The sequence below is a fragment of the Nocardia sp. NPDC046763 genome (genome assembly GCF_040645495.1).
Taxonomy (GTDB): Bacteria; Actinomycetota; Actinomycetes; order Mycobacteriales; family Mycobacteriaceae; genus Nocardia.
On record NZ_JBEYYI010000013.1, the window covers coordinates 135,172 to 156,134 of the forward strand.

At 68.8% G+C, this 20,963-nt stretch carries 23 protein-coding genes; 11 read left to right on the forward strand and 12 right to left on the reverse strand.

All coding sequences use genetic code 11. The annotated features are described in order from the left end of the window. Positions 1-15: 15 nt before the first annotated feature. Positions 16-1,020: a hypothetical protein gene (locus ABZ909_RS22175; RefSeq protein ID WP_357002560.1), complete on the reverse strand. Its 1,005-nt coding sequence runs from the start codon at positions 1,018-1,020 to the stop codon at positions 16-18. 124 nt (positions 1,021-1,144) lie between these two features. Here ABZ909_RS22175 and ABZ909_RS22180 point away from each other — a divergent pair, with 124 nt between their 5' ends. Next, on the forward strand, positions 1,145-1,936 hold the full coding sequence (locus tag ABZ909_RS22180) for a 3-oxo-5-alpha-steroid 4-dehydrogenase (protein WP_357002562.1): 792 nt from the start codon (positions 1,145-1,147) through the stop codon (positions 1,934-1,936). Here ABZ909_RS22180 and ABZ909_RS22185 read toward each other — a convergent pair. The 5 genes from ABZ909_RS22185 to ABZ909_RS22205 form a co-directional block, all read right to left on the reverse strand. Next, complete coding sequence (locus ABZ909_RS22185; RefSeq protein ID WP_357002564.1) at positions 1,929-3,215, reverse strand: sensor domain-containing diguanylate cyclase; 1,287 nt, start codon at positions 3,213-3,215, stop codon at positions 1,929-1,931. The genes ABZ909_RS22180 and ABZ909_RS22185 overlap by 8 nt on opposite strands. A gap of 34 nt (positions 3,216-3,249) precedes the next feature. Continuing rightward, a complete protein-coding gene (locus tag ABZ909_RS22190; RefSeq protein ID WP_357002566.1) occupies positions 3,250-4,059 on the reverse strand; it encodes an SAM-dependent methyltransferase in 810 nt (269 codons plus the stop codon). 171 nt (positions 4,060-4,230) lie between these two features. Next, a complete protein-coding gene (locus ABZ909_RS22195; protein ID WP_357002568.1) occupies positions 4,231-5,010 on the reverse strand; it encodes a M50 family metallopeptidase in 780 nt (259 codons plus the stop codon). Between the two features lie 358 nt (positions 5,011-5,368). Then, positions 5,369-5,866, reverse strand: coding sequence for a response regulator (locus tag ABZ909_RS22200; RefSeq protein WP_357002570.1), 498 nt, complete (start codon positions 5,864-5,866; stop codon positions 5,369-5,371). 308 nt (positions 5,867-6,174) lie between these two features. Further along, a complete protein-coding gene (locus ABZ909_RS22205) occupies positions 6,175-7,023 on the reverse strand; it encodes an SDR family NAD(P)-dependent oxidoreductase (protein WP_357002572.1) in 849 nt (282 codons plus the stop codon). A 61-nt stretch (positions 7,024-7,084) separates the two neighbouring features. Between ABZ909_RS22205 and ABZ909_RS22210 the strand changes: the two genes are divergently transcribed. Continuing rightward, positions 7,085-8,029, forward strand: a complete 945-nt coding sequence (locus ABZ909_RS22210; protein WP_357002574.1) for a LysR substrate-binding domain-containing protein — start codon at positions 7,085-7,087, stop codon at positions 8,027-8,029. 128 nt (positions 8,030-8,157) lie between these two features. Further along, positions 8,158-8,409, forward strand: a complete 252-nt coding sequence (locus ABZ909_RS22215) for a glycosyl hydrolase family 65 protein (RefSeq protein WP_357002576.1) — start codon at positions 8,158-8,160, stop codon at positions 8,407-8,409. Between the two features lie 85 nt (positions 8,410-8,494). On the opposite strand, the gene ABZ909_RS22220 is transcribed toward ABZ909_RS22215, so the two are convergent. Then, positions 8,495-9,001, reverse strand: a complete 507-nt coding sequence (locus ABZ909_RS22220) for a flavin reductase family protein (RefSeq protein ID WP_357002578.1) — start codon at positions 8,999-9,001, stop codon at positions 8,495-8,497. 356 nt (positions 9,002-9,357) lie between these two features. Then, positions 9,358-9,591: a hypothetical protein gene (locus ABZ909_RS22225; protein ID WP_357002580.1), complete on the reverse strand. Its 234-nt coding sequence runs from the start codon at positions 9,589-9,591 to the stop codon at positions 9,358-9,360. A gap of 268 nt (positions 9,592-9,859) precedes the next feature. Between ABZ909_RS22225 and ABZ909_RS22230 the strand changes: the two genes are divergently transcribed. The 5 genes from ABZ909_RS22230 (at position 9,860) to ABZ909_RS22250 (ending at position 14,280) form a co-directional block, all read left to right on the forward strand. Next, on the forward strand, positions 9,860-10,366 hold the full coding sequence (locus tag ABZ909_RS22230; protein WP_357002582.1) for a nitroreductase family protein: 507 nt from the start codon (positions 9,860-9,862) through the stop codon (positions 10,364-10,366). Positions 10,367-10,461: 95 nt separating this feature from the next. After that, entirely contained in the window at positions 10,462-10,872 is a 411-nt protein-coding gene (locus tag ABZ909_RS22235; RefSeq protein WP_357002584.1) for a DUF6153 family protein, read from the forward strand. A gap of 99 nt (positions 10,873-10,971) precedes the next feature. Further along, on the forward strand, positions 10,972-12,531 hold the full coding sequence (locus ABZ909_RS22240; protein ID WP_357002586.1) for a multicopper oxidase family protein: 1,560 nt from the start codon (positions 10,972-10,974) through the stop codon (positions 12,529-12,531). A gap of 35 nt (positions 12,532-12,566) precedes the next feature. Next, positions 12,567-13,223, forward strand: a complete 657-nt coding sequence (locus ABZ909_RS22245) for a TetR/AcrR family transcriptional regulator (RefSeq protein ID WP_357002588.1) — start codon at positions 12,567-12,569, stop codon at positions 13,221-13,223. 106 nt (positions 13,224-13,329) lie between these two features. After that, the gene (locus ABZ909_RS22250) at positions 13,330-14,280 is read left to right on the forward strand and encodes an alpha/beta hydrolase (RefSeq protein ID WP_357002590.1); all 951 of its coding nucleotides are present in this window, start codon (positions 13,330-13,332) and stop codon (positions 14,278-14,280) included. 210 nt (positions 14,281-14,490) lie between these two features. Here ABZ909_RS22250 and ABZ909_RS22255 read toward each other — a convergent pair whose 3' ends face one another. Continuing rightward, positions 14,491-15,417: a TIGR03620 family F420-dependent LLM class oxidoreductase gene (locus ABZ909_RS22255; RefSeq protein WP_357002592.1), complete on the reverse strand. Its 927-nt coding sequence runs from the start codon at positions 15,415-15,417 to the stop codon at positions 14,491-14,493. A gap of 85 nt (positions 15,418-15,502) precedes the next feature. Here ABZ909_RS22255 and ABZ909_RS22260 point away from each other — a divergent pair, with 85 nt between their 5' ends. Continuing rightward, a complete protein-coding gene (locus ABZ909_RS22260; protein ID WP_357002594.1) occupies positions 15,503-16,090 on the forward strand; it encodes a helix-turn-helix domain-containing protein in 588 nt (195 codons plus the stop codon). 119 nt (positions 16,091-16,209) lie between these two features. On the opposite strand, the gene ABZ909_RS22265 is transcribed toward ABZ909_RS22260, so the two are convergent. Genes ABZ909_RS22265 through ABZ909_RS22275 form a run of 3 tightly spaced genes read right to left on the reverse strand, consistent with a single transcriptional unit; the run spans position 16,210 to position 18,771 of the window. Continuing rightward, positions 16,210-18,069 (reverse strand): 2-hydroxyacid dehydrogenase, encoded by a 1,860-nt coding sequence (locus ABZ909_RS22265; RefSeq protein ID WP_357002596.1) that lies wholly within the window; start codon positions 18,067-18,069, stop codon positions 16,210-16,212. A gap of 52 nt (positions 18,070-18,121) precedes the next feature. Beyond that, positions 18,122-18,274 (reverse strand): hypothetical protein, encoded by a 153-nt coding sequence (locus ABZ909_RS22270; RefSeq protein WP_354850676.1) that lies wholly within the window; start codon positions 18,272-18,274, stop codon positions 18,122-18,124. A gap of 26 nt (positions 18,275-18,300) precedes the next feature. Continuing rightward, positions 18,301-18,771: a hypothetical protein gene (locus ABZ909_RS22275; RefSeq protein ID WP_357002599.1), complete on the reverse strand. Its 471-nt coding sequence runs from the start codon at positions 18,769-18,771 to the stop codon at positions 18,301-18,303. A 236-nt stretch (positions 18,772-19,007) separates the two neighbouring features. On the opposite strand from ABZ909_RS22275, the gene ligD reads away from it, so the two are divergent. Continuing rightward, the gene (ligD, locus tag ABZ909_RS22280) at positions 19,008-19,979 is read left to right on the forward strand and encodes a non-homologous end-joining DNA ligase (RefSeq protein WP_357002601.1); all 972 of its coding nucleotides are present in this window, start codon (positions 19,008-19,010) and stop codon (positions 19,977-19,979) included. A gap of 326 nt (positions 19,980-20,305) precedes the next feature. Next, positions 20,306-20,869 carry a pyridoxamine 5'-phosphate oxidase family protein gene (locus ABZ909_RS22285; RefSeq protein ID WP_357002603.1) on the forward strand — a complete coding sequence of 188 codons (564 nt, stop codon included), beginning with the start codon at positions 20,306-20,308 and terminating at the stop codon, positions 20,867-20,869. Positions 20,870-20,963: the final 94 nt, after the last annotated feature.

The following is a 20,963-nucleotide window of genomic DNA, read 5'->3' on the forward strand; positions in this document are numbered from 1 at the left end:
CCGCCGTACGGCGGCTCACCGGACGTCGCGTGGAATCCCGAGTTCGATGTCCAGGTAGCGCAATTCCGGATCGCGGCGGCGGCCGTTGCGGAACGCCCGGAACACCAGATCCTGCGGATGCCCGACGGTGAACACCTCGGTGAAGGTGGCCACCGTCCGCCGTGGCGCGCCCTCCAGGCTGGGATTGAACCCGGCCTTGGCGAGCGGCCCCTCCCAGATGAGCGCCGCCCCGCCGGGCACGCTGTGCGGGGCGAAACTCCAGCCCAGTTCGCGCATGCGCCGGTCGAACTCGCCCGCGCCCAGTCCGGCCACATCCCAGCCGCTGGCCTCGTTGAAAAGCTGCCTGCCGTGCAGGAATTGGACGAAGCACGGATCCGGGCCGGGGTGCGGGGTGCTGAGAGTGATCACCCCGTCCCACGGCAGCGTGGTCAGCGCCCAGCCCAGCCTGTCCTCGAAATCGGCCCAGTTCGAACACACCACCGGCGCCTCGCGCTCGCTGGGGCGGTCGGCGGGCAGGCCGTAGCTGCCGCTGCCGGGCGCGTCCATGCTCCAGGTGGCGAAACGCAGCCGGTCCCCGTCCATGTCGAGGCCGTCGCGCAGCACCGCCACCACGGATTCGGCGACGCCGCGTCGATGGTCCACCGACTCGCCGCGCTGCCATCCGGTGCTCCATTCGCGCGCCAGCCGCGGCTGCTGGTGCACCCGCTGCATGGCCCGCCACTGCGGATCCGGTGCGGTGGCATCGGATTCCGAGGGCAGCGGAACCGGATCCCAGGTGCCGTCGGGCTGGGCGCGCAGCACGGTCAGCAGTGCTTCGGCGTCGGCGACGTCGTCGGGGACGGCCACCAGCACCTCGATCTCGGTGCCCTGTTGTGCGAAATGCACACGGCGGCCGGTGAGTTCGTCACGAACTTGAACGAAGCGCGGGTTCCATCCGAGTCCGGACTCGTCGGCGTCCTCGTCCTCGTCGAGAAAAAACGGCATCCATTCGAGCAGCACATCCCATCCCTGCGAACCCACCTTGCCTCCCTCCGGGTTCTCGCCAACCTACCCGCCGGCCACCCTTCGTGCCCGCCGGTGGGTACCGGCCGGGCTGTGCACTGTGGTAGAACCTGTTCTAGTTTTTCCACCTGAAGGACCGCGAATGAACTGGTACACCGGCAATACCGTCTACGACACCGTGCTCACGATCGCTTTCGCGTTCGCAGCTTTCGTGCTGATCGGCGGCCTCTTCGGGCAGAGCCCCTACGGCCGCTTCGCCACCGCCAAACTCGGACTCAATCTCAATCCGAAGCTCGGCTGGTGGTTGATGGAGATTCCGGCCACCGTGGTCTTCGCCGTCGCGTACCTCAGCGGTCCGCGCCGCTTCGAGCCGACTTCCCTGGTGCTGGCGGCCATCTGGATTCTGCACTACGGCAACCGCGGCTGGTTCTTCCCCCTCTCCATTCGCCAAGTGCCCGGCAAGACCAGCAGTTTCAATGTTTCCGTGCTCGGCATGGGCATGTTCGTGACCGCGCTGCACGGCTATCTCAATGGTGCGCTCTTCAGCCACGATTATCTCGGGCAGTACGGCACGGGCTGGCTGACCGACCCGCGCTTCATCATCGGGCTGATCGTCTACCTCTGCGGTTTCGCGCTGCTGGTGAGTTCCGAGGGGATCGTGCGGAATCTTCGCGACAAGAACAACCCGGGGGCAACGGAATACAAGATCCCGTACGGTCTGGGATTCCGATTCGTCACCAGCCCCACCTATCTCGGCGAACTGGTCGCCTGGGGCGGATTCGCCATCCTCACCTGGGCGCTGCCCGGCGTGGTCATCTTCCTGATCACCTTCGGCAACCTGGTGCCGCGCGCCTTCGCCACCCACACCTGGTACCGGGAGAAGTTCGAGGACTACCCCGCGCAGCGAAAAGCGCTGGTGCCGTTCGTCATCTAGCGTCGCCGAGCGCGCCGTGGCGCAGCGCCTTGTCGCGGTACATGGCGACGTCCACGGCGTGCATCAGCTCGTCGATGGCGGTGGAATCGGTATCCACCAGCGCGGTGCCGATGCTCGCGCCCACCTGCACCAGCAGCCCCGCCACGTCGAACGGATCGCGCAGCGCGGCCAGCAGGCTGTCCGCGACAGTGTCCAATTCGTCCTGACCTGAGCAGTTTTCGACCAGGACGATGAACTCGTCGCCGCCCAGCCGCGCCGCCACCCCGTTCGGTGGCAGGGCCCGGCGCAGCCGCTGGCCCACGTCGCACAGCACCCGGTCGCCCGCGGTGTGGCCACGCCGGTCGTTGATCTCCTTGAAGCCGTCCAGATCCAGGTAGCAGACCCCGACCTGGCCGGTGGCCGCGGCGAGACGGTCGAAGAACAGCAGGCGGTTGGGCAGGCCGGTGAGCGAATCGTGATGGGCGTCGTACCAGAGCTGATCGGCAAGCTGCTTGCGGTCGGTGACATCGACGGTGACACCGATCAGGAAGCGCGGCTTGCCTTCGCTGTCGCGGACCACCGTCATGGACAGGTCGATGACGGTGTGCGTGCCGTCCGGCTTGGTGTGCTTGGTCTCGAAGCGGAAGCGGTCGATCTCACCCGAGAGCAGACGCTGGAACAGGGAGAACGCCTCACCCATGTTCTCGGGGCCGAGAATGTCGGCCACGCTGCGGCCGGGCATGGACTCGGCGGGCACGCCCAGGGTTTCGGCGAAGGCGTTGTTGACGTCGACCACCTTGCCGGTGGCGGCATCGACGGTGCCGATACCCACCGATGCCCCCTCGAAGATGGCCTGAAACCGCGCCTCGGACAGCTGCCGGCGCGCCTCGGCCTCCTGGACCGCGGTGAGGGCGGCTGCGAGTGTCGTCTCCTGTTCGGCCAGCGCCACACTGCGCAGCCCGGCGGTGAATTCGGCGGCGAATTCCGCCGCCAGCTCGATGGCGCGATCGCGGACCGGCCCGTAGTCCGCGCAGCCGGGGTCGGGGCAGGCGTCGGTCACCAGGTCCTTGCACAGCACCAGCACCGAGCGGTGCACGGCCAGCGGGTCGCGGTAGTTGGCGGCCACCAGGGCGACCGCGGCCTCCCGCGCCACCGACATGTCCCCGGTGCCGCGCACGGCCGCGATCAGGCGCTCACCGAAACCGTCGAGCAACTCCTCCACCTGGGCCCGGGTGAGCGTCGGCGCGACCGCGCCGTCGAGAGCGGCGGCCCATCGGACCGCCAACTCGTGTGCTGCCACCGGTGACCCCCTGCCCCTGACTCGTCCGAACCACTCAGGCCTTGCGGCCCACACCCGCCAGTCCCAGCGAACGGCCCGGCGCCTCATGCTGGTCACGGTCGGACTCCGGCCGCCACAGCGGCAATTCCACCACACCGGGCTCGATCGGCTCCCACTTGCCGAACAGCGCGGCGATCTCGCCCCGGCTGCGGAACTGCAGTCCTATCCTGCTCACATTCTGCGAGTTCTCCACCAGCTTCGCCGCGTCGTCCGGGCGGGTGGCCGAGGTGAGATGCGAAATCGCGGCGTAGCTGCCGGTGGGCACGGCGTCGTAGAGCGCGTTGACCTTGTCGATGGGGGCGTAGTCGTCGCTCATCAGGTGCAGGACCGCGATGAGAAGGATGCCGACCGGTTCATTGAAATCGATGATGCCGGTGCCCCGCGCCTGCTCCAGCAGCGCCGCGGGCTCGCGTAGGTCGGCCTCGATGGCGGCGGTCCGGTCATTGCCCCGCAGGATGGCGCGGGAGTGGGCCACGGCCACCGGATCGATATCGGCATAGAGCACCCGGCACTCCGGATCGATGGCCTGCGCCACCTCGTGCACATTCCCCGCGGTCGGAATGCCGGAACCGATGTCGAGGAACTGCCGCACGCCCGAATCCACCAGGAAGCGCACCGCGCGCCGCAGGAAGGCCCGATTGCTCAGCGCCAGCCGCGGCAGGTCGGGGACCAAAGACTTGCCCGCCTCGGCGGCCTGCCGGTCGACCTCGAAATTGTGCGAGCCGCCCAGTAGCGCGTCGTACATCCGCGCGGGGCTCGGCCGGGTCATGTCCACGCCCTCCGGGGCCCATTCCGGTCGTTCCATCCCGAGAATCCCTCCTTGCCGCAACGATCGAGCGCCCGCCGCGGTGCGAGCGGGCCGAGATCCAGGCAAATCCGGTGTTCGGGATCACCCGGACGGTATAGGGCGAATGTTAGTCCCCGTCCACCAGAAACCTTGCAGCGATGCCACTCTCGCCCTGAGGTGGGAGAATGCTCACCTGGCGGTTGACGCCGCGCAGGTGCTGTGCGTGAGCTGGGGCACGCAGATCCCGGTCACATCCGCGAGCAGTAGCCGCCCGCCGAAGGCCAGTGAGCCCAGCGCAATCGCGCCGAAGATCAGCACCCACAGCAGGCCCGGGATCCGGGTCAGGTGGGCCAGCTGGTCGGCGTCGGAGTTCGGCTCGTGCGCGCGATTGCGCTGCAACTCGATCACCGGCCGTACCGCCGCCAGCAGCAGGAACCAGGCCGCCAGATACGCCAGCGCCGCCTGGGTGGTGTCGCTGCCGAACCAGGACACCGCGAACACCACGCCGCCGGTCACCAGGATCGACAGCAAGCCGTACCAGTTGCGCACCTTCACCAGCAGCACCAGCAGCAACGCGATGGTCAGCCACAGCATGAGCGTGATGCGATGCGCGCCCAGCAGCGCCGCGTAGGCCAGCCCCAGCAGCGCGGGTGCGGGGTAGCCGGCCGCGGTCGTCAGGATCATGCCGAGTCCATAGGGTTTCCCGCTCGACACCGTTAGTCCGGAAGTGTCCGAATGCAATCGGATGCCGTTGAGCCTCCGCCCGGTGAGCAGCGCCGTGAACGCGTGCCCGCCCTCGTGGGCGATGGTTACCGCATTGCGCAGAATCCGCCACGTCGGCCGGAATGCCACCAGGAGCAGCGCCACCACACCGGTCCCGACCACTAGTTGCCACGGCGGCGGTGACTGTGTCGTGGACAGCCGATCCACGACCGTGCTGCCCCGCTGAACCAATTCCGCTGTATTCACCGCCGCACCCTATCGACTCCGGCTGAGAGCGACCACGGCTCGCGGCCCGGCGGCGGCCGGTCTCGGCGGCGCACCGGTGCGCGTCCGCCGGGTCGCGGCGGAGCGGAGCAGCTGGGGCACAGGCGAATTCAGTTCACGAAGATGTCAGGTCCCGGACGGCAGATATCAACGCGCACAGCCGTTTTGGGGACTATTCTGCATATCGGCAGTGATACCGGGTGCCCGTCCGGTACTGCCCGGGTGGGTCTCGTCGGTATTCCGAGGCATGGCCCCGAATAGTTGATGCCGCCGGAATCCCATCCCCTGCTCCGGCGGCATCGCCGGGCAGGGGTCCGTCGTCGGTTTCGCCCGCCGCGATTCAGGCCGCGGCGTAGGGCCTCGGATCCGGCGTGGTTTCGTGCTTGGCGTCGGCGCTCGCGCCCGGCGGCCGGTGGGCGCGCAGCCGGAAGGCGATGCGTTCCAGCAGTTCGCGGGTGTGCACCGGCAGGAGCAGGCACTCCGATGCACCCGCGGCCAGGATCGTTTCCAGGGATTCGGGATTGTGGTCGGTGCTGAGCACGATGATGGGCACGGTGGTCCGCGCGCGCAGATCGCGGCACAGCTCGGCCGCCGCGACATCGGGCACCGCCCGGTCCAGCAGGATGACGTCGGGTTTCAGCCGATCCTGTGTGCGCAGGGCCTGCCGCCCGCTGGCCGTCTGGAAGGTGTGGTAGCCCGCCGCGGCGAGCACCAGCACAGTGATCTCGGCGACGGCCGGATTGCTCTCGACCACCAGGATCTTGGCCGGCGCGGTGGCCCGCTCACCCTGTGGTGAACGCGCGTGAGCCGTTGTACTCGATTTCTGGGCACTGTTCATGATTGCGGTCCTCCGCTCGGCGGGATCCCCCGACCCATGCCGTCAACCGTCGAGCGAAACATCACCCCTGGGGCATTCGTTCCGACTTTGCCCTTGTGCAATCGACGGAACCTGACGCTATCTCGTTGCCGGTCCGTTAGGCCAGGAAAATAGGAGAATTCGCCGAACAATCGCTGAAGTCTTCCCGGCCCGGCCACTGGTTGTTTACCTACTAGACACTTCTAATTCACCGCCCGGTTGGCTTGATGGCAAGGTGCCATGGTGACGGCCCGAAGTGGATCGCCCGCTCGGGGCCGGTATCGGCGGGATTATCCGCTCTCACCGGGAGACCACGGCACGACGCTGCCATAGCGGATCAATTGCCCGTAGTGCCGGGGCTCGGCCGGTTTCACCGCGAGGTCGAGTAGCTGTGCGGCCGCCTGCGCCGGAGTGGGTGCGCGGGTGACATCCCACCACAGCGCCGAGGTTGGTGTGTTCATCATCCCCGGGCACACGGCGGCGATCAGGATGTCGCGGGCGAGGTCGCTGTCGCGGCGGGCGCCGGCCAGGGCGCGGACCGCGGCCACCTGCCCGATCTTCGACGGGATGTTCACGAAACCAGGCCAGGCCTCGCTGCGCGCACTGCCGTCGGCCACGGCGTCGCGCCACGCGGCGACCTGGGCATCCACCTCGTCGAGCGAGGTCAGGCCGTCGAAGCGGTGGTGCAGGACCGGGGCGAGATGGTGCAGGGTGCCCAGCCGGCTGGCGACCACGAACAGGCGGCCGCCCGTGCGCAGCAGTGGAGCGAAGGCGCGCAGCAGCCGGGTGGTGCCGAAGTTGTTGACCTCCGCGTAGTCGGCGACGATCCGGCGCGGGTCGTCGTCGGGTCCGACCCGCATGACGGCATTGCCGAACACGATGTCGATGCCGCCGTGGCGGTTTCGCAGTTCGGCCGCGAGGCGGTCGGCCGCGTGCGGGTCGGCCACGTCGAGGAGTTCGCCCTGGACCTGGGCGCCGCCCGCGGGCAGGCTCTGCACGGCGTGCATCACCCGGTCCGGGTTCCGGCCGGTGAGATAGACGGTGTCCGCCGGGCTCAGCCGCTGGGCGAGCCCTTCGGCCAGCGCCAGCCCGAGGCCCTGAGTGGCGCCGGTGACGAGAGCGATTGTGGGGCTTGTCATTCGGATCCTCCGATCGTGTGCATTCGGCTCATGCCAACCACGCTAGAAAGGGCCCTCCCATGTGACCAGCGAGAATCTCTCAGACGTGGTATGCGTGAATGTCATGGCCTTCGGTGATGCGTCCCTGATCGCGTTGCGTGTCTTCCGGGAGGTGGCCGAGCGCGGAACGCTCACCGCTGCGGCGACCGCACTCGGGTACACGCAGTCGGCGGTATCGCGGCAGATCGCCGCGCTGGAGCGGGCGGCGGGCACCGCGCTGCTGCAGCGCCGCCACGACGGGGTGCGGCTGACGTCCGCCGGGCAGGTGGTCGCGCGCCGCGCGGCCGCGGTGATCGACCAGATGGACGCCACGGCAAGGGAATTGGCCGGACTTCCGGAGGATCGGGCCAGCGTGCGGCTGGGCTGGTTCCCGACGGCGGGGGCCTGGCTGGTGCCGCACGCGCTGGCCGAGTTGCGGCGCACGCATCCGGGGATCACGGTGATCACCCGGGAAGCCCGCACGCCCGCGCTGGTCCGGGCGCTGCGCGCGGGCACGATCGATCTCGCGCTGGTGTCCTCGGCGCCGCCGTTCCGCCCGCTCGACAGCGAGACTCCCGCTCTGCTGACGCAGATCCTCGCGGAACGCCCACTGCTGGTGGCGGTTCCGGCGGACCACTCGCTCGCACGGGGCGACTACATCGACGTGCACGACCTGCACGGCCGACACTGGATCGCGGGCTCACACGGCGAGCACGCCATGGGCGTCTGGCCCGGGCTCGGCGAACGCCCCGAGATCGTCCACACCGCCCACGACTGGCTCGCCAAACTCCAGCTCGTCGCCTCCGGCGCCGGAATCACCACCATCCCCGCGTCCGCCCGCCCGGCCCTGCCCGCGGGCGTCCGAGCCCTCCCGGTCCGGGGCGGCCCCACCGAGACCCGCCGCCTGCTGCTGGCCCGCCTGCCCACACCCCTGCCCGACCCCGCGGCCCGCCTCGCGAACGCACTCCGCACCGCCGCTCTGGGCTGATGCCTGCCCGCAGCCCGGGTAGGCCGACCTCCTAGTGGCAATGTACCTGTGCCCCAACGCCTTCAGCCGTAATCAGAAGATCCGCAGGCATCCACATCGCCTCGCTCGCGGGCACCTGGATCAGCTGCGTGGGCGGCTTCGGCGGCGCGCGCGACCAGGACGGTGACCTCGGCTTCGTACCGCGCCTCCCGGAGCGACTGCACCGGTTGTGCATCCGAATCCTGTGGCACGGCAGCCGGATACGCGTCGATATCACCGCCGAGTCGACAACCTACCGACTCGAATCCGGCGACAGCATCACCCTGACCCACCACGGCCGGCGTATCACCCTGACCGACCGCCCGATAACCCTGCCCAACCTGTCGGCGGCTGCGGAATAGGTTCCGATGGCACGACTCCTGTGACGGACCTGCACCGACAGAAGAGGAACGTGGTGTTCCCGAACATGGCCGGGTCGATGCGGTGTCAGGGCCGGTTGCCGGGTATGAGGCTGGCGACCGCGGCGTAGCGGAGCGGGGGAGTGTCCGGCGTGGGTGGTCGGGCCGCGGTGGGGGCGAGAAGGAAGCCGGCGTGGTCGCCGAAATCGGTATGGTCCAGGATCTCGCCGATGAACCAGCCGGCCGTCGCCGTCAGGATCGGCAGCGCGTGCGGCCCTTCTTGCCAATCGCAGTGGTCGAACTTGTCGAGGTCGAGCCCGGTTTCGGAGCCGAAGAGATGCGCCAGGGCAAGGGACTCGTGTGACAGCAGGTGGACCGCCAGGTGGTCTGCCCGGGCCGCGACACGATAGGTGTGGTTTCGTTTCGACAGGCAAACCAGGAACCGGCGCGGCTCGATGCTGACCTGCCCGGAGAACCCCACCAGACAGCCGGCCCGCTGCCCGGTGGCGAGGGTGGTGACGATCCATACCGGAGCATCGGCCGCCGTCATGACGAGATCGAAAGCGCCATTCGCGGTGTCGATCTCGAGTGGCATGGCGCACCTCCCCGCTCGAACGGCTGGTGACGGTGGAGCGACTTCAGACTACACAGACCGACCGGTATGTAAGCTGCTGGCCGGGAATGCCGCGACGAGTCCCGGCAGCTGTGCGGGCAGACCGATGTCGTGGACGGCGAGGACGTCGGTCGCCGGCCGCAGGGCATCGACTTCATCCCGTACCCACTCGAATGACCTTCGTGCGCAGTCGATATCGCTGTCCGACTGCGATCGGATCTCGCGGGCGCCAGGACCGCCGGGTGATCGACCTCGATGATCGGATCGTCGGTGAGATAGGCCGAGGGGCCGGGCATCACGGGCGCGAAGGACGCCGGTACAGCCCGGTGCGCCGGCCGCTACCCACTCACCACCGAGTTGTCGGTGACCGACACCACGGATTCGACGAACGGGAAGGACGCGACGTGCCCGGCAGCGTCCGCTGCGATACCGATCACCAGCGGGCCGGGATAGGCCCCGTACACGACCATCCCACCCAGCGCTCTGAGCAGTTCGTGGAATTTCGTGGCCTCCCCGGCGGTCGTGGTGCACGACTCGCTGAACCGCACTCGATAGACACCTTCGTCGTCCATGGCAGCCTCCTGAGCGATGGTGGATTGACCGGGCGCTAGCGGTTTGCAGGTGCGGGGTACTGCGAAGGATGTCCAGATCCGATGATCGGGCAGTGCGTTACTTCCAGGGCGGTAGTCGCGGTCGGTTCGAGACGCGCCGACAACGATGACGGTACCGCAACGACGAGGTAGGCGAGCAAAACGTGACAGCTGAGGTGGAGCGTCGGCCCGCCTTCGGGCGGCAGAGCGGATCGCCGACGAGATGGTGGGATGGCTATAGGGTTGCCGAGTGAACGAAGCGATCCGGGGACTGCGGGCGGTGCGACATTTCCGGGCGGATCCTGTATCGATCCCCGTGGTCGAGCGCATCGTCGATACGGCCCGCTGGACCGGCTCCGCGCGCAATCGGCAGCCCTGGCGCTTCGTCGCCGTCACCGATCCGGCGGCGCTTGGTGAGCTGTCCCGGCTCGGCGGCTATGCCGTCCATCTCGCCGCCGCGCCCCTGGTGCTGGTCCTGGCCTCTCGGGACAACGGCTTCGCCGACACCGAGTTCGACATGGGCCGGCTGACCCAGTCGCTGTGTCTGGCCGCCGCCGAACAGGGGCTCGGCAGTTGCCCGACCACGCTGTATCCCACCGAGAATGTTTCTCGCGCAGCCGAATTGCTCGAGCTCGCGCCGGGATGGCTGCCGCGGCACGCCATCGCCCTCGGGTACCCGGATCCGCTGCCGACGGGTGCGCCGAATGCGATTCCGAGCGGCAGGCTCTCGGTCGGTGAGCTGCTGACCTGGAAGTAGCGGTCGGATGGTGCTGTGATGCGGACCACCGCGCGTAAGGTTCGTGGCAGATACCCCCAGGGGGTGGCATGCCGAGCAGGGCTATGCTGGCTGACGTGGCCGATCCGCGTGTTGCGCCGCGAGTGACCGGATACGTCCGGCTGCTCGGAGTGCTGGCGCTCCTACTCGGGATCGCCGCCATGCATGCGGGTGTGTTCTCGGCACACGGCAGCACGCTGGGTTCCGAGATGTCCTCGTCGATGGTCGCGATGCCTTCCGCCCCGCAGTCGGGACACGACACGGGGACGCACGGCGACAAGCCCGGCGGGCACGGTCTCGGTCACGCCTGCGAATTCCTCGTCCTCTCGGCGGTGACGGTCGCGATCGGCCTCGTGCTGCCGCACTGGGCCGGCGACCGGCCCCGTGACGCCCGCCCACCGAACTTCCCGACCCTGCGAATCCATCGAGCCCGTCCACCGCCGTGGACGGTCCCCACCCTGGCCGAACTGTCGATTCTGCGGATCTGACAGGTCCGCCGCGCCCACCGGTCGCGGCCGACTTGGTGATCCCGGCCGCCGCCGACCATGGCGCGGTGTGCCCCACATTCGACCAACCAGGGAGAAGTCATGTCCTCCAATCGATTTCCACTCGCGTCGGCACTGAACCGGCGCGGATTCCTAGCGCTCGGAGCGGGTGCCGCGGCGGCCGCGACACTGGCCGCGTGCACGAAGAACACGACAGCCGCGCCCAGCCTCGTGCAGCCCGATTCCGAGGCGGTCCGGGCCGCGGAGGCCGCGCGCCGCACGACCGGCGCCGCCGTCCGCGACGTGACGCTGCGCGCCGAGCCGACCACCGTCGACCTCGGTGGCGTACAGGTGCCGACCTGGGCATTCGGGGGAGCGGTACCCGGCCCGGAAATCCGCATCGCCAAAGGCGAGGTGGTGCGCGCCAGTGTCATCAACGCGCTCCCGGCGCCGACCACGGTGCACTGGCACGGCATCGCCCTGCGCAACGATATGGACGGCGTCCCCGACGTCACCCAGGCGCCGATCGCGGCCGGAGGCAGCTTCGGTTACGAGTTCACCGCGCCGGACTCCGGCACGTACTTCTTCCACCCGCACGTCGGGGTGCAACTCGACCGGGGCCTGTACGCACCCCTCGTCGTCGAGGATCCCGCCGACGGCCGCGACTACGACACCGAAGCCGTTGTGGTGCTCGACGATTGGCTCGACGGCGTGAACGGGCGTGACCCGGACAAGGAGCTGCAGGCCCTGCGGGACAAGGGCATGGCGGGCATGGCCATGGGCGGGATGCCGGGCATGAACCACGACGGCATGACCATGGGCTCGGGCGGAATGTCCACGCCCGCAGACCCGAACACGCCGCTCGGCTCCGACGCCGGCGACGTCACCTACCCGTACTTCCTGATCAACGGCCGCCCGGGCAGCGACCCAGCCGTCGTCACCGCGCGACCGGGGCAGCGCATCCGGCTGCGGATCATCAATGCCGCCGCCGACACGGCGTTCCGGGTCGCCCTCGGCGGACATCAGCTGCGGGTCACCCACACCGACGGCTTCCCGGTGCAGCCGATCACGACCTCCAGTCTGCTCATCAGCATGGGCGAACGCTACGACGTCATCGTCGAACTGGCGGACGGCGTCTTCCCGCTGGTCGCAGCCGCGGAAGGCAAGATCGGCCGCGGTTTCGCGCTGATCCGCACCGGCGGCGGCACGCCACCCCCGGCCGACGTGCAACCGGCCGAACTCGCGGTCGCGCCGCTGACGGCCGATCGCCTCACCGCCGCGGAACCGGTTCGCCTGCAGGCGAAGCGGCCCGATCAGACCCTCGACGTCACCCTCGGCTCCGACATGAAGAAATACGTCTGGACCATCAACGGCAAGGCCTATCCCGACCACACCGCCCTGAATGTCTCCCAGGGGCAACGGATCCGCCTGCGCTTCCGAAACCAGTCCATGATGTACCACCCGATGCACCTGCACGGCCACACCTTCCAGCTCGTCGACCGAGCCGGATCCGGGCTGCGCAAGGACACCTCCATCGTGCTGCCCATGCAGACGGTCGATGTCGACCTCGACGCCGACAACCCCGGTCAATGGATGCTGCACTGCCACAACGCCTACCACGGAGAAGCGGGCATGATGAGCATCCTGTCCTACGTGCGCTGAGCCCGCCCCTGCCCGCCGCAGGTAGGTTCATCCGCATGGCCCGTACGACACCGTCTCAGCCCGAGGAAGCGGACGCCGAGCCCGGTACTCCGGGGCCCGCGGGCTACCGGCGATCCACGGGTTCGGCCCGCGGTACGGCCCGGCGCGACGACCTGCTCGACCGGGTCACCGACGATCTCGCGGCCAACGGCCTGGTGGACTTCTCGCTGCGGCGGGCGGCGCGGGCGGCCGGCACCACCCACAAGGTGCTGCTCTACCACTTCGACGGCGTCGACGACCTGCTCGTGCAGGCGATCGTGGTCTTGCGGGACAGGCGGATCGGCGCCGCCTTCGCGATACTCGACCGGCAGCAACCGACGCTGTCGGCGCGGGTGCGGGCGCTGTGGCCGGTGCTCGTCGACGCGGAAACCGGACTGCGAGTCCTCGATCAGGCCATCGGGCTGGCGATGTACGACCCGCAGCGGCACGCCGCGCTGGGCCGGGAGGCCTCGAAACAGTATCTGCCGCTGTTGCTTTCACTGTGCCCGGTGGCCTGGCCGGAGCGGCGGAAGCGGGAGGTGGCCGAGCTGATCCTGGCGGCCCTGCGCGGCTTCCTGATCGACTGGCTGACCAGTGGGGATACCGCCGGCGCCGAGGCCGGGCTCGAGGCGCTGGCCCGCGCCCTGGACCGGGAAGAAGCCGCCGGCGAATAGTCCTGTCCCGCACGGTATTGCGACGGGGGTCCTCGCCATTGACATGAAGTGAACCAGGTGGTTCACTTCATGTCGTCAAGGACCCACCGAAAGGCCGGTGTGCGAAATGTCCATCGAACGGAAGAAGCGTCGCTTCACCAGTGGCAGTGACGAATGCGCGGCCTGGCACTATCCAGGAACCAACGGCGCCTGCGTGATCATGGCCGGAGCCATCGCGGTCACCAAGGAACCGGGCACCGACCGGTTCGCCGAACGATTCCATCAGGCCGGATTCACCGTCCTCGCCTTCGACTATCGGCACCTCGGCGAAAGTAGCGGCATGCCGCGCCAGGTCGTCCGCGTCCGCGAGCAACTCGACGATTGGCGAGCCGCCATCGAATTCGCCTCGGCCCTAACGGAAGTCGACCCGGCCAAGCTCGCCCTCTGGGGCCACTCGCTGTCCGGCGGCCACGTCCTGAACATCGCGGCACATCACCCGGGCTTGGCCGCCGCGATCGCCCAATCTCCCCATGCCGACGGACCCGCGATCTCCCGCAACGCATCTCGCTACCAGAAGCCCCTCGCCCTGCTGCGTTTCACCGGCCGCGCCCTCCTCGACATCGCGGCCGGTCTGGTCGGCAGCCCACCCGTGCTGATTCCCCTGGTCGGCGACCCGGGAACCGTCGCGGCCCTCACGACACCGGACGCCCCGGACATGCCGCACGCCCTCGACCCCGACGGCAGATACCCGACTTGGCAACAGTCCGTAGCCGCCCGCTCGGCCCTCCGCACCGCGCTCTACCGCCCCGGCCGCCACGCCTCCCACATCCACTGCCCCCTCCTGGTCATCGCCTGCAACCAGGACCAATCCGCCCTCACCGCCCCCGCACTCCGCGTCGCCGCACAAGCCCCGAGGTCAGAGCTGGTCCGCGTACCCGGCGGGCACTACGCGACCTATCTGGAATCGCACGAAGAGACCGTCGAAGCAGAACTGTCCTTCCTGCACCGCCATCTCCTCGCCCCGCGTCCGATCGGTGACGTCATGTCCGGCCAGTCCAAGGAAGCTACCCAGTCCTGACCCGGCTCGAATTCCACTGTCACCAAACCCGCCCGGCCGGGAGAGCGGCCCCTCGATCAGGGGAATAATGTTCTGCCGCAGCACTTTGCGGTCCGCGCTCTGACTGGGCACCGTCACCCTGTACGCCAGCTCCCGGGCTCCTGGGTTCGTGTGCCGTGATCGCAGTGTCGGACACCCGCCGCCGGTCGGCGGCCGCCCCTCGTCGTCAGATCACGCGGTGAGGCGCGGGTTTCGGATGCCCGGCACCATCGTTGCGAGTTCGCGCCACGCAGGTAGCGGGAGGGCGGCTGGGTCGGTGCCGACAACCTGCAGGCAGACGTGATCGGCCCCAGCGGCGAGGTGACGGTCCACTCGTTGCCGAATCGCCTCGAGGCCGCCGTAGGCCACGATCGCGTCCACCAGCCGATCGCTGGGGCCCGCGATGTCGCCGTCATCGAAACCGAGCCGGCGTACGTTCGCCGCCTGGTGCGGAGCCTGCGAGACGTACGCGCCGACATAGGCGCGGGCTGTCGCGCGGGCGCGAGCGAGATCGGTGTCGAGCACCACCGGCTGCTCCACACCGAGGAATGGCTTCGGCCCCAATATCTCTCGTGCTCGCTCGGTGTGCGCGACGGGAGCGAAGTAGGGGTGCGCTCCCCAGGTCCGCTCTCCCGCGAGGGCGAGCATCTTCGGCCCCAGCGCCGCGAGTACCCGGCGCGGCGCCGGATCGGGGACGGGGCCGTGCTGCGGTACCGCGTCCATCGCCTCGAGATAACCCCGCATCAGAGCCAGGGGTTTACCGCCTGCGGGGATTGTGTATCCGCCGGCCTCGACCGCCCGCCCGCCCACTCGATGGCCGCCGATCCCGAGCACGTAGCGACCCGGAAAGGCCTCCCCGAGCGTGCGTTCGGCGGTGGCCATCGTGATCGGATCACGCAGCGCGGCATTGGCGATGCCCGCGGCGACGACGATGCGTTCGGTGGCCGACAGCAGCAGCCATGCCTGGCCGATGGAATCTCGACCGAACCCTTCGCCGAACCACAGAGCACCGAAACCGAGTTCCTCGATCTCCGCGGCGGCCTCCCGCACCAGATTGGCCGGTTGCCTGTCGAAGGCCCATGTCCAGAGGCCGACAGTGCCCACGTCTCGCTGTGTCATGTGTTGCTCCCAATCAAATCGGAGAACTTCTCCGGTTTTCTGTGGGGTACGATACGGAGAACTTCTCCGGAATGCCAGAGGTGGGATGAGATCACACGCGCAACGCAACTACGACCGCGTAATCGCCGCCGCGAGTGCGGTATTCGCCGAGTCGGGTCCCGATGCGTCGCTCAATGAGATCGCCCGCCGCGCCGAGGTCGGCCCCGGCACGCTGTACCGCCACTTCCCGACCCGCCAGGACCTGCAAGCCGCCGTGCTGAAGGAACGCATCGCCGCCCTCGCTCGACACGGGGAAGAACTGTCATCGGCGGCAGATGCCGTTGCCGCGCTTGTGGAATGGCTGCGTGCCCTGCTGGTTCACGCCAAGTCCGACCGGGGTCTCGGAGCGGCGATACTCACCAGCGCGGCCCACTCGGAGGTCGACTGCCACACCGTCATCCGCGAGGCGGCCGTCGAACTCGTGGAGCGAGCCCAACGCGTCGGCGCCGTCCGCGCCGATGTCTCCATCGACGACCTCATCCACCTGGTCGCAGGAATCGGGCTGGCGGCCGCACATGCCTCCGATGCGGGCCAACCCGACCGGCTCCTCGACCTCGCCCTCACGGGCCTCACCACCGTCCCCGGGACGATTGCGATCCACGGGACCGGGTCCGGCGAGGACGCGGTCCCGTAGATCGCAGGCCACGCTCACCGACGGAGGACCTGATGCATTGGGAGACAGCGGTGCTCAGGTGAGTTGGCCGGCCCGCCGCTCATCGAGTCGTCGTCATGGGTTCGGTTCGGCAAGCAACTTCAGGAACACCGTCGCAACGCACGTCGTCGGGAGGACGGCGGAATCGGCGAGGGCAAGTGTCCGGCTCGGCCGTGCGGATCCGTCTGCGATCGCCACTCTCCACTCCATCGATCGCGACGGTTGCATTCGTCCAGCAGTCGACAACTCCGCCGGTCAAGAGTCGCTGATGAGCCTAAAGTTGGCGCAACAGTGGAATCTGGCCGCAGCGTAAGGGAGTCACGACGCGCTGACCTTGACGTTCGGCTGGTTGGTGGCGTATCGAAGGGGGTACAGCTACCGATGTAAGCGGTACGACGACGCGTGGAGAGGCGGTCCAGGTGTCGATGCGTCCTTCGTTGCCGACTCGGCTCTGGCGGGTGCGGCCATGGAACCCGAATCCGCTGCTGCGTGTCTCGGATCGGGCCGAGGTGGTGCTGCGGGCGGTGGCCGTGGTGGTCGTGGTCGCGGCGGTGCCGGTGGCTGGGGCGGTGGGGAGCGTGAGTTATACCGGGGCGCAGGAGCGGATCGCGGCGCAGGATGCGGGGAAGGCCAGGGTGACGGCCACCGAGACCGCGGATGCCGTGCGGCTGCCGGATTCGGATCATTACGCGGGCAATCAGGCGCGGTATCAGGCGCCCGTGCAGTGGAACAGCGACGGCAAGACCGAGACCGCCACCGTGGACGTGCCCGGACCGCAGGTTGCGGGGGCCACGGTGACGGTGTGGATCAAGAACGGGCAGCCGACGCAGGCGCCCGCGCGGCCGGGAGCCGCGGCCGCTGAGGGGATCGGAACCGGGCTCGCGGTGCTGGTCGAGACGTGGTGTGCGGCCGCCGCGACCGTGTGGTTCACGGGCACGGTGTTCGACGCCCGACGCTATGCGCGCTGGGAGCGTGAGTGGCGTGGCATCAATCGGCCGATCGGGAAGGACACCCTGTAGCGGGGTGGGATCGGCTGCGCCGGTTCGGTATTCGCCGTTGATCAGGTTCTGTGGCGGCTCGCCCGCCAGGTAGCGTGCGATCTCCGCGGTGGCGATGGTCCAGCCGCGCTGCAGGTTTCCGCTACTGCTGCCGCCGACGTGCGGGGTGAGCAGCAGCCCCGGTGCGTCCCACAGTGGGTGGTCGGCGGGCAGTGGTTCCGGGTCGGTGACGTCGAGGATGGCGCGCAGCCGGCCGGATTGCAGTTCGGCCAGCAGGTCGTCGGTGCGGACCACAGGGCCGCGGGCGGCATTGACGAGAATCGCGCGGTCGGGCATGCGGGCCAGGAACGCCGCATCGACCATGCCGATGGTGGCCGAGGTGACCGGAACCATGAGCACGACCGCATCGAAATGCGGGAGCAGGTCGGGGATTTCGCCGACGTCGTGCACGCCCTCCCGGGCATGCGTACCGACCAGTTCGACTGTGGTGTCGAAGGGCAGCAGCATGCGCTGCAACTCCGTTGCCAGATCACCCGCACCGATGATCAGGATTCGCTTGCCGTGCAAGGTATCCGTGCGGTGCTGGATCCAGCGGTGTTCGCGCTGGGCCACGGCGAATTCGGTGAATTCCCGGTAGACCGTGAGCAATCCGGTGAGCGTCCACTCGGCGGTGCTCGCCCCGTGCGCACCGCGGCCGGTCGAGATCATCACCTGATCCGGCAGCGCGCCCACCCAGGTTTCGGCGCCCGCGGTCAGCAGCTGCACCAGCCGCAGCTTCGGCAGCGACCGCGCCAGCGCCATGTTCTCCGGCCGATTCGCGAGGAAGGCGGGCACCAGGACCTCCGCCGCATCCGCCCCGGCGGGCAGCGGCTCGCCGAGGGTGTAGCGCAGCGGCCGCGCCCCCTCGAGCCGGGAGACCGCCGCGAAACCATGGTCGTCGGGAACCAGCACCGTCACCGTCATGTCAGGGACGCTAGCCGACCGGGCGAACCTCGGTCGGCGCGGCCGGTCGCGATCAGTATCGCGGATGGGCGAGGTAGCGGGCGGGTGCGCCCAGCAGCCAGCGGATCAGGGCCACGGTCAGCACGATGATCCCGAGGGCGGTGAGGGCCGGGGTGGCGATGAGCCAGCCCGCGTCGAGCAACGCGAGGCCGAGCACGGCGAGCATTCGATTGTCCTCTGCGGACCGGAGTCCTATTTGACGGCGGATTCGGTTTTCGCGGGTGTCCCCGGACGGTTGAGGAAGCGGTTGACCGACCAATTCGGCTTCACGAATACACGTTTCGGCGTCGTCTTGGCCATGGGAACCACCGGCTGCCGGGGCGGCTTCACGTTACGCGCCGCCGTGGCCGCCGGCACCGGTTTCGCGAGTTCCTTTCGCGCCGCAGCCATCTCGCGCCGCGACTGGCGCAGCTCGCGCCGTGCGACCACCCCGCGCCGCGACGTGGTCCAGATTCCGGCCAGCGTGAGGATGAATCCCGCCGTGCCGATACCGCCGATCAGGATCCCGTAGGCGAACAGCAGCCCGGCGGATCCGTGATAAGTGTGGTCGAAAACGGTGAAGCCATTGGGAAGCACATGTGTGCCACCGCTGTTGGCCTGGATCCCGGCCACACCCACGGTCACAGCACCCAGCAGAGCGATGAGCCCGATGATTGTGAACATAGTGGGGCAATGCCCGTTCATCCGCTGGTCAAACCCCGGAACGGTGGGTTTGTCCGGCGAGTCCCATCAGATGTCCGCCGCCGCGACGGTCATGTCCGGCCAGTAGGGCGGCTGCCGGCGCGTGGACCGTAACGAACCGGTCGTTCCCGGCGCGGCGTTGCGACGGAGATGCAACCTGATAGCAAACTCCCGAGCATGTCTCCTTCGCCCGGTTGTCGGCACAGGTAGCGGCGAGGATGGCCGCGTCCGTCCGCCGTGGCCCCGCGCCCATGCTGGCGACCGGGGGGTCGCCGCCGGGCGGGCCCGGGTGGGCGATCGAGATGAAGTGGGACGGGGTCCGCATCATCGCGGTGTGCGAGGGCGGGCAGTGCGGACTGTTCAGCCGCAACGGCAATGACGTCAGCGCGGCGTACCCGGAGATAGTCGCGGGCCTGAAAGCCCTGTCCGGCAAGGGATCTCTGATATTGGACGGCGAGATCGTGGCGCCGGATCGTGACGGCGCACCCTCGTTCGGGTTGTTGCAGCGGCGCATGCATGTGGCGCGGCCGGGGGAGCAGCTGGTGGCGGAGGTGCCGGTGCGGTTCTTCATCTTCGATGTGCTGCGGGTGGATGGGGTCGATGTCACGGGTGAGACGTATCTGCAGCGCCGGGCGCGACTGCTGGAGCTGGACGCGCCCGAACCGCTGTCGGTGCCGCCGCACTGGCTCGATGTGGATGCGGGTCGGTTGCTGGAGGTGGCGCGGGAGCATCGGATCGAGGGGATCGTGTCCAAGCGGACGGATTCGGTGTACCTGCCGGGGCGCCGGTCGCCGGCCTGGATCAAGACACCGCTGCGGCAGAACACCGAAGTGGTGGTGGCGGGTTGGACACCCGGCGCGGGCGGGTTCGGGGCCACGTTCGGGTCGTTGGTCATGGGGGCGCACGATGAAACCGGTCGGCTGGTCTATATCGGGAACGTGGGTACCGGCTTCACCCTGGCCGCCCGCCGCGTACTGCGGCACGCGCTCGACGAGATCGGCGTCTCCGCAAGCCCTTTCGATCAGCCCCCGCCGGAAGCCGCCGCGGGCGGCTGGCACTGGGTCGAACCCGTCCTGGTCGCGGACGTGGAATACCGCGAATTCTCCGGTGAGCGACTGCGCATTCCCAGCTGGAAGGGGCTGCGCACCGACAAGCCCCCAGCCCTCGTCACGGTGCCCCCGGTGCGCTGAGGGGCCGCGGCTGCGGGCTGGACTGAACCGCCAGCGGTGGTTGACGAAGCGCGGAGGGGCATGTCCGGTCGGCATACCCTGATCAGGAAGTTGTACGGATCGCTGTTCAGGGACGGCTCCGACGAAACCGTCGACGCTGTGATCGCCGCATGCGACAGTGCTCGTCACCGTCGCCGCTCTGCTCGCCGTGGAGCTGGTGGCGGGACCGAGGACCGTTCGACGCGACCGAGCTCACCGCTGATCTCACGCGCCGGTCGCGGGGGCCCGGTGGCGCAGATGACGCGCGGCCGCCGCGTCGTCCGATGCGACGGGCTCTTGACGATCGCGTGTGCACCAGCAAGAGCGGTGCCGCCCGCGCCGACACGGTGCCGGCGGTTCGCTGGCGCGGTGCCATCTCAGCGCCGATGCTGGGAGTGAACCATGAGATGCGGCAAGGCAATTGGCGTAATCGCAAGCGATCGACCACAATCGAAGGAATGGGTGGCGTTGGGGCACGAAAGCTGCGCGAGCTCTCGGCTGCAGAGTCACTGAAAAGGCTGGCCGGCGCGCAATACGGGCGAATTGTTTACTCGCGCCGGGGACTTCCGATCATCCGGCCGGTCAATCACATCGTCGAAGAGGATGTCGTGGTGGTGCGGGCGCATCTGGGCGCCAGCCTGCTGCGTGGTGACGGCCAGGTGGTGGCGTACGAGGCCGACTCGTTCGACGAGCACACCCGGCAGGGCTGGAGCGTGATCGTCACCGGCGTCGCGCGGGTGATCATGGATCCCGAACAGGTACAGCGCTACGAGACGCTGCTCGATCCCTGGATCAACCTGCCGATGGATCACGTCATCCGCATCGAGGCCGAGGTCGTCACCGGCCTCGAGCTGATCGACGAGGGCAGCTGACCGCACGCCACGTGCGGTGGCGACTGTGACCCCGCACATACCACTCCGGTAGCGTGGCACGCCGTTGGACCGAGCCCGGCAAACCGCCGGCAGG

Coding starts and splice junctions, on each gene's coding strand:
- ABZ909_RS22180 (WP_357002562.1), top strand. CDS start 1,145: ATGAACTGGTACACCGGCAATACCGTCTACGACACCGTGCTCACGATC.
- ABZ909_RS22190 (WP_357002566.1), bottom strand. CDS start 4,059: ATGGAACGACCGGAATGGGCCCCGGAGGGCGTGGACATGACCCGGCCG.
- ABZ909_RS22200 (WP_357002570.1), bottom strand. CDS start 5,866: ATGAACAGTGCCCAGAAATCGAGTACAACGGCTCACGCGCGTTCACCA.
- ABZ909_RS22205 (WP_357002572.1), bottom strand. CDS start 7,023: ATGACAAGCCCCACAATCGCTCTCGTCACCGGCGCCACTCAGGGCCTC.
- ABZ909_RS22220 (WP_357002578.1), bottom strand. CDS start 9,001: ATGCCACTCGAGATCGACACCGCGAATGGCGCTTTCGATCTCGTCATG.
- ABZ909_RS22225 (WP_357002580.1), bottom strand. CDS start 9,591: ATGGACGACGAAGGTGTCTATCGAGTGCGGTTCAGCGAGTCGTGCACC.
- ABZ909_RS22240 (WP_357002586.1), top strand. CDS start 10,972: ATGTCCTCCAATCGATTTCCACTCGCGTCGGCACTGAACCGGCGCGGA.
- ABZ909_RS22245 (WP_357002588.1), top strand. CDS start 12,567: ATGGCCCGTACGACACCGTCTCAGCCCGAGGAAGCGGACGCCGAGCCC.
- ABZ909_RS22250 (WP_357002590.1), top strand. CDS start 13,330: ATGTCCATCGAACGGAAGAAGCGTCGCTTCACCAGTGGCAGTGACGAA.
- ABZ909_RS22255 (WP_357002592.1), bottom strand. CDS start 15,417: ATGACACAGCGAGACGTGGGCACTGTCGGCCTCTGGACATGGGCCTTC.
- ABZ909_RS22260 (WP_357002594.1), top strand. CDS start 15,503: ATGAGATCACACGCGCAACGCAACTACGACCGCGTAATCGCCGCCGCG.
- ABZ909_RS22265 (WP_357002596.1), bottom strand. CDS start 18,069: ATGACGGTGACGGTGCTGGTTCCCGACGACCATGGTTTCGCGGCGGTC.
- ABZ909_RS22270 (WP_354850676.1), bottom strand. CDS start 18,274: ATGCTCGCCGTGCTCGGCCTCGCGTTGCTCGACGCGGGCTGGCTCATC.
- ABZ909_RS22275 (WP_357002599.1), bottom strand. CDS start 18,771: ATGTTCACAATCATCGGGCTCATCGCTCTGCTGGGTGCTGTGACCGTG.
- ligD (WP_357002601.1), top strand. CDS start 19,008: ATGGCCGCGTCCGTCCGCCGTGGCCCCGCGCCCATGCTGGCGACCGGG.